We start from the raw sequence: 15,580 nt of genomic DNA, 5'->3' as shown, positions 1-15,580 counted from the left end.
TCTTCCCATGATCAACGTGACCAATCGTACCAATATTAACATGCGGTTTTGTTCGTTCAAACTTGCTCTTCGCCATCTGAGCTCTCCATTTTCCGTCCAAGCCAAGGACTAAGTTAAAAATTAATTACCAACCTGAAATTACGCGTATTTCTTTTGAATCTCCAAAGCAACAGCCGAAGGTACAGGCTCGTAATGATCAAACTGCATTGTGTACTGTGCACGCCCCTGACTCATAGAGCGAAGGGTATTCACATAACCAAACATATTTGCCAAAGGAACCATCGCATTCACAACCGTTGCAATACCGCGCGCTTCAGTTCCTGAAATCTGTCCCCGACGAGAATTGAGATCACCAATAACATCACCAACATAATCATCTGGTGTAACAACTTCCACCTTCATGATCGGTTCAAGAAGCTGTGCACCAGCCTTCTTTGCTCCATCACGAAAAGCTGCACGAGCAGCAATCTCAAAAGCCAAAACCGAAGAATCAACATCGTGATAGCCACCATCAATAAGAGTTGCTTTTACACCAAGCATAGGAAAGCCTGCAAGAGGACCTGACCCCATAACACTTTCAATCCCTTTTTGGACGCCGGGAATATATTCTTTAGGAACAGCACCACCCACAATCTTCGACTCAAAAATAAAGTCATCACCATCATGAGGCTCAAAAACAATTTTCACACGAGCAAACTGACCGGCACCACCCGATTGTTTCTTATGCGTATAATCAATTTCCGCCATTTTAGTAATTGACTCACGATAAGCAACTTGAGGCTGCCCAACATTTGCTTCAACCTTAAATTCACGCCGCATACGGTCAACAATAATATCAAGATGAAGCTCACCCATTCCAGCTATAATAGTCTGACCAGATTCCTCATCCGATTTAACACGAAATGAAGGATCTTCGGCTGCCAGACGATTAAGAGCAATACCCATTTTTTCTTGATCTGCTTTTGTTTTCGGTTCAATTGCAATCTCAATAACAGGCTCTGGAAATTCCATCCTCTCCAAAATAACAGGCTTCAAAGGATCACAAAGAGTATCACCTGTTGTCGTCTCTTTAAGCCCTGCAAGAGCAACAATATCACCAGCAAATGCTTCTTCAATATCCTCACGAGAATTTGAATGCATTTGAAGCATACGCCCCAAACGTTCTTTCTTCTTTTTCACAGTATTCTCAAGAGAAATACCTTTCTGAACTTTACCTGAGTAAATACGACAGAACGTCAACGAACCAACAAAAGGATCATTCATAATTTTAAAAGCAAGCATAGATAGTGGAGCATCATCTGAAGATTCGCGTGTCGTCTCAGTCTCAGTCTTCACATCAATACCACTAATTGCCGGAACATCAACTGGAGAAGGAAGATAAGAAACAACAGCATCCAAAAGCGGCTGAATTCCCTTGTTTTTAAAAGCTGTACCACAAAGAACCGGATGAAACTGAACTTCTACTGTCCCCCTACGAATGAGAGAAACAAGCTGTTCATTGGTTGGCATAACACCTTCTAAATAAGCCTCTGTCGCAGCTTCATCAACCTCCACAGCCATCTCAATCAATTTCTCGCGATATTCTTCAGCTTTCTCTCTTAAATCAGAGGGAATTTCACTTATCACCGCCGAGGCACCAATAGAACCATCCCACTTTAAAACCTTCATTTCTACAAGATCAACAACGCCTTCAAAGTCATTTTCAGCACCAATCGGCAACTGCAAAACAAGCGCTTTAGCACCCAACCGAGAACCAACCATCTCCACACTACGATAGAAGTCAGCTCCTATTTTGTCCATTTTATTAACAAAAACCATACGAGGCACACGATATTTCTCAGCTTGCCGCCAAACAGTTTCCGTCTGAGGCTCCACACCAGCATTTGCATCCAACAAAGCTATTGCACCATCAAGAACACGCAAAGAGCGCTCAACCTCAATCGTAAAATCAACGTGCCCTGGCGTATCAATAATATTAAAGCGACGCTTCCGACCGTCACGCCCTTCCCAAAACGTCGTTGTCGCAGCAGACGTAATCGTAATACCGCGCTCCTGCTCCTGCTCCATCCAATCCATCGTAGAAGCACCATCGTGGGTCTCGCCAATTTTATGATTCTTGCCGGTATAGAACAGAATACGTTCAGTCATCGTAGTCTTACCAGCATCAATATGCGCCATAATACCAAAATTACGATAATCTTCAATTTTATATTCGCGAGCCATTATATTTGCCTTAGTTTAAAACTTCTACCAGCGATAGTGAGAAAAAGCACGATTAGCCTCAGCCATACGATGAACATCTTCACGCTTTTTCACGGCAGAACCGCGATTATTAGCCGCATCCATCAGTTCACCAGATAAACGCTCAATCATCGTCGTTTCATTCCGACCACGTGCCGCAGCAATCAACCAACGAATAGCAAGAGCCTGACGACGATCAGGACGAACATCAATCGGAACTTGATAAGTAGCACCACCAACACGGCGTGAGCGAACTTCAATATGAGGAGCAACATTCTCCAAGGCCCGATGAAATAGAGCCACAGGATCTGTTTTTACTCTTTTTTCTACAGAATCAAGCGCACCATAAACAATACGCTCTGCAACTGATTTTTTACCATCAAACATAATGGCATTCATAAATTTCATAATAACCAAATCACCAAACTTAGGATCTGGATTAATTTCACGCTTTTCTGCTCTATGACGACGGGACATTGGCTTTGTCTCTCAATATTATTTTGGACGCTTTGCGCCATACTTTGAACGACGCTGTTTACGATTCTTGACACCCTGCGTATCAAGCAAACCACGAATAATGTGATAACGAACTCCTGGCAAATCTTTCACACGACCACCACGAATCATCACAACAGAGTGCTCTTGAAGATTATGTCCCTCTCCAGGAATATAACCAATCACCTCAAATCCATTCGTCAAGCGAATCTTAGCAACTTTACGAAGAGCAGAATTAGGTTTCTTCGGTGTTGTTGTATAAACACGCGTACAAACACCACGTTTCTGCGGATTCGACTGCAAAGCAGGAACCTTATTACGTTTAACTGGCGCTACACGCGGTTTGCGAATCAACTGGTTTACGGTAGGCATGCAACCTTCCTCTTTTCGATCTACATTCGTCTCACCCAATCGGGCTTCTCTATTTCATTTCTATCCACTCCAACAGAATCGGAACAGATATCTAAGTCTACACACAAAATCGGGCATACCTGCAAAAAACAGTTCACCCGACCACAAGCAGAGAAGGCAATAGCCTTTTGCACTAGCATTTGCTTTTAATCTTCTTAACACCTGTGAATAATCTTTCGGTTCATATCCAAAACACCTGATCATATCCACATCGGTTATGTCCACCTCTAATAGCGAGAACACTTACATTCGTCAAGAACTAAACAGCAGAAAGTTTTTAAAAATGAAAATAAATTAAATTTTAAAACTTTAAATTTGCTTTTACCGCTACTCTTGATAAATCAATTTACCATAGTAATATCCCTATAAATAAAAAAGCAGCAATGTGACTGTAATAAAACATGAATGCAGTAAATTGAATTGCATACTTGATATCTAATGATGAGCGCCATGAAAATAGCAACGTGGAATATTGCTGGAATAAAAGCACGACATGAAACATTATGTCAATGGCTGCAGCAGAGCCAGCCGGACATAGTCTGTTTACAGGAAATTAAAAGTATTGATGAAAATTTTCCACGCGATGCAATTGAAAATTTAGGTTACCATATAGAAACACACGGACAAAAAAGTTTTAATGGTGTTGCGATTCTCTCTAAAAGAACACCAGATGAAGTGATCCGTCGATTACCAGGCAATGATAATGATGAGCAGACACGTTACATTGAAGCTGTTTATTCAACAAACAAAGGTGTTGTTCGTGTTGCATCTCTCTATTTACCAAATGGGAATCCTATTGAGAGTGAAAAATATTCCTATAAAATAGAATGGATGGAAAGATTATATACACATGCAAAATCATTGCTTGCGTATGAAGAACCCCTTATTCTAGCGGGTGATTATAATGTCATCCCCGCTCCATTAGATGCAAAAAAACCTCAAGAATGGTATCAAGATGCCTTATTTCTTCAAGAAACAAGAAAAGTATTTCAACGTATTCTTAATTTAGGTCTTTACGATGCTATCCGGAATGTCACCGATACTCCCTCCTTCAGTTTTTGGGATTTTCAGGCGGGTGCTTGGCCTAAAAACAATGGGATTCGCATTGATCATTTATTATTATCACCAGAAGCTGTTGATCAGCTTATTTGCGCTCATAGTCAAACAGAAGTAAGGGGATATCAAAAACCATCCGACCACGTTCCTGTTTGGATTCACCTTAATATCAATTAAGAAAGTACACCCCCCATTATGAAACAACAAAAAAATTCCACTCAAAAATAATAACTATGCTACACCATGTAAACAGTATATCTTAAACAGCTAAAGTAAAGATAAATGAATGGAGGACATAAATGAAGAAATCATTATTAATGTTTATTGCAGCAACGGCCATTGGTTTTACAAGCGTCGCGCATGCTGAACATGATACTCTTGAAAAAATAAAACGAACAGGGGAAATTACTTTAGGTGTCCGTGAATCATCTGGTTTAGCCTACGCCCTTGGTAATAATAAATATGTAGGTTTTCATACAGAAATGGCAGAACGTATCATTGATGATATCTCAAAAAAAATTGGTAAACCAATTAAAATTCATTATCTTCCTATCACTTCTCAAAATAGAATTCCTCTCTTAAAAAATAAAACCTATGATTTTGAGTGCGGCTCAACAACAAATGATATTGCCCGCAGTAAAGAAGCAGCATTTGCTTATACGACATACATTGAAGAGGTTCGGATTGCTGTAAAGAAAAACTCTAACATTAAATCTCTTGACGATTTAAATGGAAAAACAGTCGCAACGACCACCGGTACAACATCTGTTCAACTTATTCGTAAAAACAAACGTGCAAAAAACATTCAGTTTAAAGTTTTAAAGGGGAAAGATCACGGAGATAGTTTTTTATTATTAGAATCTGGTAAGGCAGATGCTTTTGTTATGGATGCTTCAATTCTTGCTGGACATATTGCTAAATCAAAGAATCCATCTGATTATGTCATTCTTGATACTGTACTTTCAGTCGAACCTATCGCCTGTATGCTCAGATTAAATGACAAAAAATTTGAACAAACAATCAACGATAGTATCGTACGTCAGATTAAAGATGAATCACTTGAAAAGCTTTACAATAAGTGGTTTATGAAACCGATTCCACCTGCTAACACTGTTATGAACCTTCCCTTGTCAAAACAAACAAGATATGCTTGGGATCACCCAAATAATAAGCCTCGAGAAAGCTACACAGAGAAAGATTTATAAAATTTAATAAAGAAGAACCACACTCTTTAAAAATTGAGTGTGGTTTATATTTTAATTCACTTTTTAATAAATTTGGCCTATGTAGATGCGCTTAATTTATTGTCCTATTTGTGAATGACTAATTTGAGGGAATATCAATTAATGGACTTTTCTTTCCTTTGTAGAGATGACCTTACCCAAACACTGGTAACAGGATGCCTGGGAGCTCCCGGCGTGAGTCATACCTATTTAGATACACTTCTCGATGGCTTAAAAAATACGGTTATATTGTCTATCACTTCACTTATCTTAGCTGTATTGTGTGGTGTTATTATAGGAACAATGCGCACTTTACCCAAAACATCGATAATCAATTATATATTTCGCACTATCGGTGCTATTTGGGTAGAGATTATGCGTAATATTCCCCTCCTTGTACAAGTATTTTTGTGGTATTTTGTTGTTCCTAAGATTTATCCACCAGCGATGAAATTTTCCCCTATTCTCTTAATAACATGCGCATTAGGATTCTTTACATCTGCACGCATTGCAGAACAGGTTCGTTCAGGCATTGAAGCGATTCCTTCTGGACAACGTTATGCTGCTATGGCAATGGGGTTTACAACTTATCAAAGTTATCGCTATATTATACTACCACGTGCTATACGTACAATTATGCCGCCGCTTACTTCAGAAGCAATGGGCATTGTGAAAAATTCGTCTATAGCATTCGCCGTTTCAATAAATGAGCTCATGCAATTTCAATACCAAGCAATTGAAGAGGTAAGCCATGTTTACGAAAACTATTTGCTTGTTACGATTCTTTATATTCTAATAGCCTTATTCGTATTCATTGTGATGACAGTCATTGAACAAATACTCAAAATTCCTAATTTTCAAACAAAGGGAAATTGAAAATGATGAATTTCATAAGCTCTCAGTTTGGACTTTATTTTCCTTTCAATTTTTCCGACTTTGATTTTTCCTTTTTTACCTTTGATGTATTTCGTTCTTACATTTTATCAGGTTTGCTCTTTAGCGTTTTTCTAACTCTTTTTGCAACGGTATTGGGGTTTGTTTTCGGCACCCTTTTAGCAATGATGCGCCTTTCTTCCATAAAACTTCTTTCTTGGTTTGCAATCGTTTACATAACAGCTATGCGTTCAATACCACTTGTGATGGTTATCTTATGGTTTTTCGTGCTTTTGCCTTTTTTAACCGGTACATCCATCGGTGCAAATAAATCAGCACTCATTACCTTTACCGCATTTGAAACGGCTTATTTTGCAGAAATTATGCGTGCTGGCATAAACTCAGTTTCGCAAGGACAAAAATATGCGGGACAAGCTCTCGGAATGACATATTGGCAAAGTATGTACATTGTCATTCTTCCTCAAGCCTTTAGGGACATGCTACCAGTTTTTTTAACACAAGTTATTATCCTTTTTCAGGATACAACCCTTGTTTATGCAATCAGTGGCAACAGTCTTTTAAATGGTTTTGATATTGCTGCTAATAATTTTGGTGTAAAGCAAGAAGCTTATATCTTAGCAGCTGTTTTCTATTTTGTTATCTGTTTTACACTGTCACAAATAGTTTTGTATTTACAAAAAAAAGTATCCATTATTCGCTAATAGGAAAAAAAATGTCTACTCATATGATCGAAATAAAAAATGTTTCTAATTGGTATGGCGAAATTAAAGTCCTTAAAAACTGTACAACCAACATTAATAAAGGAGAGGTCGTTGTCGTTTGTGGTCCATCAGGATCAGGAAAGTCAACACTCATTAAAACTATTAACGCTCTCGTTCCTTTTCAAAAAGGTGAAATTTGGATTAACGGAGTACCAGTCCATTCAAAAAAAACGAATCTGCCTAAATTGCGAAGTCAAGTGGGAATGGTATTTCAACACTTCGAGCTTTTCCCCCATTTATCTGTCACAGAAAATTTGACAATTGCGCAAATTAAAGTCCTAAAACGAAGCAAAAAAGAAGCACTTGAACGTGGATTGTTGTATCTTGAACGCGTTGGGCTGATTGAACACAAAGATAAATATCCTGGTCAACTTTCTGGAGGGCAACAACAACGTGTTGCTATTGCACGTGCCTTAACTATGGATCCACTTGTCATGCTTTTTGATGAACCAACATCTGCTCTAGATCCTGAAATGGTAGGTGAAGTGCTCGATGTCATGATTAGCTTAGCAGAAGAAGGTATGACGATGATTTGTGTAACCCATGAAATGGGATTTGCACAAAAAGTCTCGGAGCGTGTTATTTTCATAGATCAAGGAACAATTCTTGAAGACTGTTCATCTAAAGAGTTCTTTTCTGATCCACAAGCGAGAACACCAAGAACGCAAGAATTTTTGTCTAAAATCTTAAGTCATTAGCCGTTATATTATCACAAAAAGCTATCTCTACTGTAAACTTAGACACAAGACAGTAGAGTTTAATAACGGATGAGAGAATGTAAAAATATTACAATCAGATGTTTAAAAACTGTTATTTTTTAAAATATCAGCAACCAGTGAAATTGCTGTACGTCTCTCAAATTCATTACAAAGAGCAAAAGCCTGTTCTTGCAAAGGGCGAATCCAATTTCTGTCTTTTACATTAGCTTTTTCATAGGCAGCAGTTAACAATGCTGCCCCACGGACAATTTTTCCTTCTTGAAGCAGCATATTTCCAAGCATTGCTTGGGCGGAAGGATTTCCTTTTTTTGCTGAAAGTTGAAACCATCGTGCTGCTTGTATAAGATTCTTCTCCCTTCCCTCTCCCTTTAAAAATATTTTTCCTAAATGATACTGAGCTTTAGGATTTCCATAGTTCACCGCAGCCTGCATATAAAGATGAGCAGCATAAGAAGGATCAGGTTTCACAGGTGATTGAGGAATACCTTTTTTTATATATCCCGCAAGTTTAACCAATGCATCAGAAACATAACTTTCATCCTCTGAACCAAGATCAGTACCTTTTTCAACAATATATGCCAAAAAATGATATGCCTTATAATCATTTTTAGGGACACCATCACCGTTTGCATAGATAGAGCCAAGTTTCCAATTCGCACCAATATGGCCTCTCTTAGCCGCACGACGTAATGCTGCAATAGCCTGATTTATATGTCCATCTTTATAAGCAGACATACCACGTTTAAAAAAATAAAACGAACCATCATTCGCTTCTTGCAAGCTATTAACATCTATTGCATAAACAGTCGAAAAAAATCCCCCTAAAATCACAACAATAGTGGCTTTTTTCCATATCTGAAACCTATTAACCATTTCCCCCCCTATCTCAATTTTAATGATTATATCTGTTACAAATTTCTTTGTAGATATTTAAACCCTTTTTCTTAGTAAGAAGCACACGCGATTTTAAAGTAAAAATTTTAAAAGAAAAGATCAATAAATTAAAACCATCCAAAATGTTCGATAAAATTAAGTATCCATTTTTATATATAACAAATTGATTTTTAAATATAAATCATCATTCTATATTTTGTAACACCTCCTTTAACATTCTAGGATTTATTGATTTTAAAATTGTATACGTATGAATAAAAGTCGCTCAATAAAATAACGTGCATTAAACAGCAACTTGAGAACGAAGAGAATACATAATGAATGGTAAGCGTTTAAGCATAAAAAACAATACGAAAGATAAATAAATATAATGATGATCGTTAACTTATAACTTCACAACTGCCTTACCACCTTAAAGATGAATTTTTTTGCCACCATTAATCTATAAACAATACAGCTTTTTGTTTAACAGATTCCACCTGACATCATTTCACATGGGGTTAATTCATACTTTACACACAAGCCCTACCTCAGAATACTCACCACTACATAAAACAAAAATACCACATGTGTAATTTTACATGCCTTATATTGCTACTCTAAATGATGATGTTTTACAGTAATAAAACAACATATTGATTTATAATCATAATTTACCTTTTTTGCATGTTGAATGAGTCCCTAGAATATCGTAAGATTCTCCCATTCAAAACCTGTTCCATGTTGAATCAATCAAAACCATCCGCTTGCACATTACAAGCAGAGAGAGCTATGTGGATAAAAACTCTGTGTAAGAAAGAACTAAAAATGCCTCTTATGAACGGTCTTAAGTGCCAAGTCCTTGTCCGGATTGGGTGGGATGGTGCCAGCGCTTGTTACTTCACAAGCGTAAAGAAGGGGAGCTCAATGGATTTACCGTTATACCATTCATGATTTCCGTCGTGAAATAGGCTCGGGTACCTTAAAAGATGTTCCTTTAATGATAAACATAAAACAATGGATTTCAGTAGAGATTTTATGATCGTTCATGAAAAACTAACAAAAGAAAAAGTTTCTTTAAAGAAGATCTACACCAGCCCTAATAGTATGAAATCATCCATCAAAAAATAAAAAGCTGAAATCAATCCAACCGCTCTAAAGCAACAAATATTTTCTTCTGCGCTGCACGCAGTTCTACAACCCTGTTCCGTTCACGCTCAACAATTTCTGCTTTTGCATTTGCTATAAATTTGGGATTGTTTAACTTAAGCGATATTTTTTCAATATCTTGTTCAATTTTACTGACATCCTTCCTCAAACGAACACGTTCAGCCTCCAAATCAATCAACTGTCCTAATGGTAAACAAAAAACAGCCTCTCCCAAAATCATTTGTGCCGATACTTCCGGAACTTTATCAGAGAAATCAATAACTTCAATACGCGCTAATTTTTTAAGAAGTGCATCATAACGCCTCACACGCTCTCGCGTTACTTCCCCTCCTTCAACAACAACAAGAGGTGCTTGTGTAGCCACTGGAATATTCATTTCAAAACGTACTGACCGAATCCCTGTAACGACATCAATAAGCCAATTAATATCATCAGCAGCTTCTTCATCTATCAATGTTTCCTCTGGCCATTTTGTCAATGCGAGCATATCCTCACGCTTGATGGCTTGCGTTTCTGTAAGAGACCACAACTCTTCCGTCATATGAGGCATAAAAGGATGAAGAAGTTTATAAACTTCATCTAAAACCCAAGCAGTACAAGCTTGAGCCTCATTTTTAGCATCTTCATTTCCCCCCTGAAAAATAGGTTTGAGAAGCTCCAAATACCAATCACATAATGTATTCCAAACGAAACGATAAAGTGTGGCAGCTGACTCATTAAATTTATAGTGTTCAATACCAGCCGTCACTGCTGAAATCGTTTTGGATAATTCTGTTAAAATCCAACGATTAAGCGCCAATTTTGCTTGTTCTGGCTTAAAAGTTGGATCATGCTTCACACCATTCATCTGTGCAAATCGGGTAGCATTCCACAATTTCGTAGCAAAATTACGATAACCAGCAATACGGGAAGCGTCAAGTTTTACATCACGACCTTGTGCTGCCATAATAGCTAAAGTAAACCGAAGTGCATCAGCACTATATTGATCAATAAGCTCTAAGGGATCAATAATATTTCCCTTTGATTTTGACATCTTTGCACCCTTTTGATCCCGAACAAGAGCGTGCACATAGACCGTTGGAAAAGGAACGTCACCCATAAAGTGAAGTCCCATCATCATCATACGAGCAACCCAGAAAAAAATAATATCAAATCCTGTCACGGATAAAGATGTTGGGTAAAAAGTAGATAATTCAGTCGTTTTATTTGGCCATCCTAATGTTGAAAAAGGCCAAAGAGCTGATGAAAACCAAGTATCTAAAACATCCGGATCACGGATTAATTCAACAACCTCACCATAATGAGCAAAAGCTGAATCTAAAGCCTCTTTTTCACTTTTTTCAACAAAAACCGTTCCATCAGGACCATACCAAGCAGGAATCTGATGTCCCCACCACAATTGGCGAGAAATGCACCAAGGTTGAATATTTTCCATCCAATTGAAGTAAGTCTTTTTCCAGCTATCGGGAACGAACTGCGTTTTGCCTTGTTGAACAGCCTCTATCGCTGGCTTTGCTAATTTAGCAGCATGAACATACCATTGATCTGTCAAAAACGGCTCAATAGGGACACCACTGCGATCTCCATGAGGAACCATATGGGTATGATCGTCCACAGAGGCTAAATATCCCTGTTCTTCCATCAAAGAAACAATCTTCTGGCGCGCAAAAAAACGATCAGATTTATCGAGATTTTCTACTAACATTTTTAATTCATCTGATAAAATCAAACCATCAAAAAATGCTTCATTTTCACGGAGAAAAATCTCGGCTTTTTGGGTAAAAATATTGATCAAGCGTAAATGATTACGCTGTCCTACTTCAAAATCATTAAAGTCATGAGCTGGTGTGATTTTTACAGCACCACTTCCAGCTTCAGGATCAGCATGCGTATCACCAACAATTAATAACCTACGACCAACAAGTGGCAAAAGAGCATTTTTACCGATAAGATTTTTATAACGCTCATCTTCAGGATTAACGGCAATTCCTGTATCACCAAGCATTGTTTCTGGTCGTGTTGTCGCCACTGTTATAAAAGTTGTCGCATCATTTGGATCAAAAATTTTACCCTCAAGTGGATATCTAAAGTGCCACAAATGTCCTTGAACTTCTTTTTGCTCAACTTCAAGATCTGAAATAGCTGTCAACAATTTAGGATCCCAATTGACGAGGCGCTTATCCCTATATATCAACCCTTGCTTATAAAGCGTGACAAAGACTTCACGAACTGCCTGCGACAACCCCTCATCCATTGTAAACCGCTCACGCGACCAATCACATGAAACCCCAAGGCGACGCAGCTGGTTTGCAATAACGCCTCCAGTTTCATAACGCCACTCCCAAATACGCTCAATAAACTTTTCTCTCCCCATTTCTTGACGCGTTGGCTCTTGGCGTTCTGCAAGTTGACGCTCTACAACCATTTGTGTAGCAATCCCAGCATGATCCATACCAGGCTGCCACAAGACATTTCTGCCACGCATCCGCTGAAATCTAACTATTATATCTTGAATTGTCGTATTGAGCGCGTGCCCCATATGAAGTGAGCCCGTAACATTAGGAGGTGGAAGCATAACGCAAAAAGGTTCTGCACCGCTTTTAGAACCAGCTCCCACTTTAAAGGCCCCACGAGTCTCCCATCTCTTTGCAACCCGTTGCTCTATAGAGGCAGCATCATAGTTTTTTTCTAACATTCCATCCATCCATAACGCCACTGAAAAACACAATATATGATCAAATCCCGATCAAAAACCCGTGATTTTCAGCCATTCACTAGAGAGCTCGCAAAATCGCAAACAAAATTCTCATAAAATGAAAAACATAAAAACAATTAAGATGATTTTTTAATCGCTTTCACAATCTCTTCACGCAAAATATCTTCCAGCAAAATAGGCAATTTAGACTGTAACCATTCTGCTATAGCCGGACGCAACACATCCTTTGCAATTTTTTCTGCAGAAGAAATACAATATGCAGACAATTCCACATGACCATCCCCTCTAGCTTCTGACTGTGATTTCCTTATCTCATCTTCATATTCTTTTGCTTTATAAACAGAATTCCGTTCTTCAGAAGAAAGCTTCGTCTTTTGCATATCCATACCAACTGTATTATTTTCTGCCTCTATATCCTCTTTCTCTTGCGTTATCTTCCCCCCTTGATTTTCAGAAGAAAGACCAATACGATCAGCTAAAGCTTTCATAGCATCATCAACCGATAAGGTTGTATCATAAACACCCTCTGATGCAGATTCTGAACGACCTTCCGAAGCATTCACTGCAACATCTTCATTTAAAAAGTGATCAGATTGAACCGCATTTTCTTCGATTATTTCACGAATAGATGTTAAAATTTCATCCATACTTGGCTCACGTAACACGCTTGAACTCTGTACCATACTTTACAACCTCTCAAAGACGCAACAACAAATAGAATCATACTTTCAGTGTATGCAAAAGAATCATAAGATCAACATGCCTCCCGCGATATTTTCAAATATGCTTGTCATAAAGAGGGCGCTACACACAATTTTCTACACTTATAAAAATAACATCTCACCATTCTATTTTTAAACATATTCAACTATTGATTTACTAATCTTTTAAAAACTAAAATAATTTAAGATTAAAGAGATACTTTTATGCATTATCGGATATATTATTTAATTGTTTTTAAACCTAAATAATTTGCAGTCAATCTACCAATAGAAGATTGAACACTATAGCTTGCCACAACAGCATTACGCTCCGCCATTGCAAGCGCAATCTGAGCATTAATCAATTGAGTACGAGAATTTAAAACATCCAGCGTCGTTGCTTGCCCTACGCGATTTTCTTGAACACGGCCTTTCAGAGCAATTTCAGCAGCACGAACACTTTCACGGTAAGCAATAACAGATGAGCGCGCGCCCTCTAACTGAAACCAAGCAGAAGTAAGTACTTGCCTAGTATTACTATGCGCCAAATCGAGTTGAAGCTGCGCCTGTCCAAGCTGTTCCCTTGATTGACGAATTTGCGCAGACATACGCCCTCCTTCAAAGATTGGGACACTTACTGACAATCCTATTGATTTAGAAACTCCATCCTCTCCAGCACCGCTGTAGATTCGATTATAAGATGCTGTTGCAGAAAAATCAACTTTAGGGAGCAATGCTCCTTCTTTCGCCTTTACATTGTAAACACTCGCATCGACTAAATATTTAGCATAAAGGATTGCTGGATGCATCACAACGCTCATTTGGTAAGCCATATCAAGGTTGACGGGAAAATCTTTGGCTACGGGTGGGCGTTTCAACTTTTCAGGATCAGAACCAATAACTTGTCGATACACTGCCTCTGCTGCTTTTACATCAGCACGAGCAAGACTCAGCTCTGAAACAGCCACGGAACGTGCAGCTTGAGCTTGAGCAAGATCAACATGCCCTCCTTCACCCACATCAAATTTTGCTTTATTGGAGCGAACTTGTTCTTCAAGAGCTGCCAAATTTTCTCTCCGAAGATCGGCAACACGACGTGCGTGATAGACATTAGCATAAGCGGTCACTGTCTCCAGAAACGTATTTTGTTCAATATTACGAAGATATTCACGCTGAGCCTGCAACTTAACTTGAGCTGAAGAAAAGATATTTTGCGTGATAAAACCATCAAATAATCTTTGATTTAATCTCACGCCTATAGATCCAGAAGTGACATAAGGACCTGTAAAAGACTTATTCCGACCATAGCTCCCAACCCCCTCAACTTGAGGCAATAACCCTGATCGCGCAATGACAACATCATCACTGGATATACGCACAGCTGCACGTTCACTATTCAACTTAGCATTATGCTTATAAGCCTTAGAAAAGGCATCCATCAATGTCTCAGCATAAACAGTATCTGATAGTAAAATACTCAACACCAGTAATAAACACACCTGAAACTTCTTGTTTACTCTAAACACAATACACACAATAACAAACCCCAAATAAATTACAAAATTATCTTTTATTCACAAAACAAACAAGCACTAAAACACAAAACCAGGTGTTTTTAAAAAACAAGGAATAGGCTTTACAGCGAGGTTAAAAGCACGACGTGCCGAAATGATTCCATCTTCTTTTATATAGATTTGTGCAACAGCAGCATTTCCATACCCTTCAACCACAACAAGACGTCCACAGTCTTTCATTTGATCAAAGATACCTTGTGGAATAAAATCAACAGATCCCTCAATGAAAATCACATCGTAAGGTCCTTCAACGGCATATCCTTGCTCTAATGGACCATGAACGACAACCACATTATCACATTGATTACGTTCTAAAGCTTCAAGAGCACGTTCAAAAAGAGATTTATTACTTTCCAACGCAATCACAGACCCTGCAAGTTTTGCAAGCAACGCTGCACAATAACCACTATTTGCACCAATATCTAAAACAACATCTGATGATTTTACAGCGGCAAGCTGTAGTAATTTCGCTAGAGATGCAGGTTTCATCAAATAGCGTGCAGGAACCCCATCTTGTACTGGACATAGAACAATGTCGGTATCAAGATAACTTAATACTTTCATATCTTCCGATACAAAATCTTCACGAGATACCGTTAAAAACGCTTCAAGAACTGATAAATCCGTTACATCAACTGTACGAATTTGATTGTCAACCATTTTGCGACGAAGCTCAGCAAAATCTGCAACCATAACGAATATTTTCTCCTAACCTACAAAAAACAAACAAAACAGCGACAATGATG

General features: G+C 38.3%; 13 protein-coding genes and 1 pseudogene. 5 read left to right on the top strand and 9 right to left on the bottom strand.

Going from position 1 to position 15,580, the window contains the following annotated elements:
• The 4 genes and pseudogenes from ACFIKB_RS08020 to rpsL all read right to left on the bottom strand — a co-directional run.
• A pseudogene (locus ACFIKB_RS08020) lies at positions 1-76 on the bottom strand (elongation factor Tu); the annotation flags it as partial.
• Between the two features lie 62 nt (positions 77-138).
• Positions 139-2,223, bottom strand: a complete 2,085-nt coding sequence (gene fusA, locus ACFIKB_RS08015; RefSeq protein WP_375653236.1) for an elongation factor G — start codon at positions 2,221-2,223, stop codon at positions 139-141.
• A 24-nt stretch (positions 2,224-2,247) separates the two neighbouring features.
• Entirely contained in the window at positions 2,248-2,718 is a 471-nt protein-coding gene (gene rpsG / locus ACFIKB_RS08010) for a 30S ribosomal protein S7 (RefSeq protein WP_015856589.1), read from the bottom strand.
• 18 nt (positions 2,719-2,736) lie between these two features.
• Entirely contained in the window at positions 2,737-3,108 is a 372-nt protein-coding gene (rpsL, locus tag ACFIKB_RS08005; RefSeq protein WP_005773262.1) for a 30S ribosomal protein S12, read from the bottom strand.
• A gap of 489 nt (positions 3,109-3,597) precedes the next feature.
• Here rpsL and xth point away from each other — a divergent pair, with 489 nt between their 5' ends.
• The 5 genes from xth (at position 3,598) to ACFIKB_RS07980 (ending at position 7,779) form a co-directional block, all read left to right on the top strand.
• Entirely contained in the window at positions 3,598-4,380 is a 783-nt protein-coding gene (gene xth, locus ACFIKB_RS08000) for an exodeoxyribonuclease III (RefSeq protein WP_375653234.1), read from the top strand.
• Between the two features lie 122 nt (positions 4,381-4,502).
• Positions 4,503-5,408, top strand: a complete 906-nt coding sequence (locus ACFIKB_RS07995; protein ID WP_273788552.1) for a transporter substrate-binding domain-containing protein — start codon at positions 4,503-4,505, stop codon at positions 5,406-5,408.
• A 141-nt stretch (positions 5,409-5,549) separates the two neighbouring features.
• Positions 5,550-6,302, top strand: a complete 753-nt coding sequence (locus ACFIKB_RS07990; RefSeq protein WP_375644764.1) for an amino acid ABC transporter permease — start codon at positions 5,550-5,552, stop codon at positions 6,300-6,302.
• A gap of 2 nt (positions 6,303-6,304) precedes the next feature.
• On the top strand, positions 6,305-7,021 hold the full coding sequence (locus ACFIKB_RS07985) for an amino acid ABC transporter permease (protein WP_273788550.1): 717 nt from the start codon (positions 6,305-6,307) through the stop codon (positions 7,019-7,021).
• Between the two features lie 11 nt (positions 7,022-7,032).
• Positions 7,033-7,779, top strand: coding sequence for an amino acid ABC transporter ATP-binding protein (locus ACFIKB_RS07980; protein WP_015856594.1), 747 nt, complete (start codon positions 7,033-7,035; stop codon positions 7,777-7,779).
• Between the two features lie 102 nt (positions 7,780-7,881).
• Here the strand turns inward: ACFIKB_RS07980 and ACFIKB_RS07975 are convergent, their stop codons facing one another.
• From ACFIKB_RS07975 to ACFIKB_RS07955, 5 genes are all read right to left on the bottom strand, one after another.
• Positions 7,882-8,673, bottom strand: coding sequence for a tetratricopeptide repeat protein (locus ACFIKB_RS07975; RefSeq protein ID WP_375636221.1), 792 nt, complete (start codon positions 8,671-8,673; stop codon positions 7,882-7,884).
• A 1,141-nt stretch (positions 8,674-9,814) separates the two neighbouring features.
• Positions 9,815-12,538, bottom strand: a complete 2,724-nt coding sequence (locus tag ACFIKB_RS07970) for a valine--tRNA ligase (protein ID WP_375653240.1) — start codon at positions 12,536-12,538, stop codon at positions 9,815-9,817.
• 137 nt (positions 12,539-12,675) lie between these two features.
• Positions 12,676-13,242, bottom strand: a complete 567-nt coding sequence (locus ACFIKB_RS07965) for a DUF2497 domain-containing protein (RefSeq protein WP_375653232.1) — start codon at positions 13,240-13,242, stop codon at positions 12,676-12,678.
• Between the two features lie 260 nt (positions 13,243-13,502).
• Positions 13,503-14,744: a TolC family outer membrane protein gene (locus tag ACFIKB_RS07960; RefSeq protein WP_375653237.1), complete on the bottom strand. Its 1,242-nt coding sequence runs from the start codon at positions 14,742-14,744 to the stop codon at positions 13,503-13,505.
• Between the two features lie 108 nt (positions 14,745-14,852).
• Positions 14,853-15,527, bottom strand: a complete 675-nt coding sequence (locus ACFIKB_RS07955) for a protein-L-isoaspartate O-methyltransferase (RefSeq protein WP_375636216.1) — start codon at positions 15,525-15,527, stop codon at positions 14,853-14,855.
• Positions 15,528-15,580 lie beyond the last annotated feature (53 nt).

The organism is Bartonella sp. MR110HLJHH (assembly GCF_042194225.1).
Classification (GTDB): domain Bacteria; phylum Pseudomonadota; class Alphaproteobacteria; order Rhizobiales; family Rhizobiaceae; genus Bartonella; species Bartonella grahamii.
Note: the sequence above shows the minus strand (reverse complement) of the source record. Positions and strands in the feature narration are given on the sequence as shown.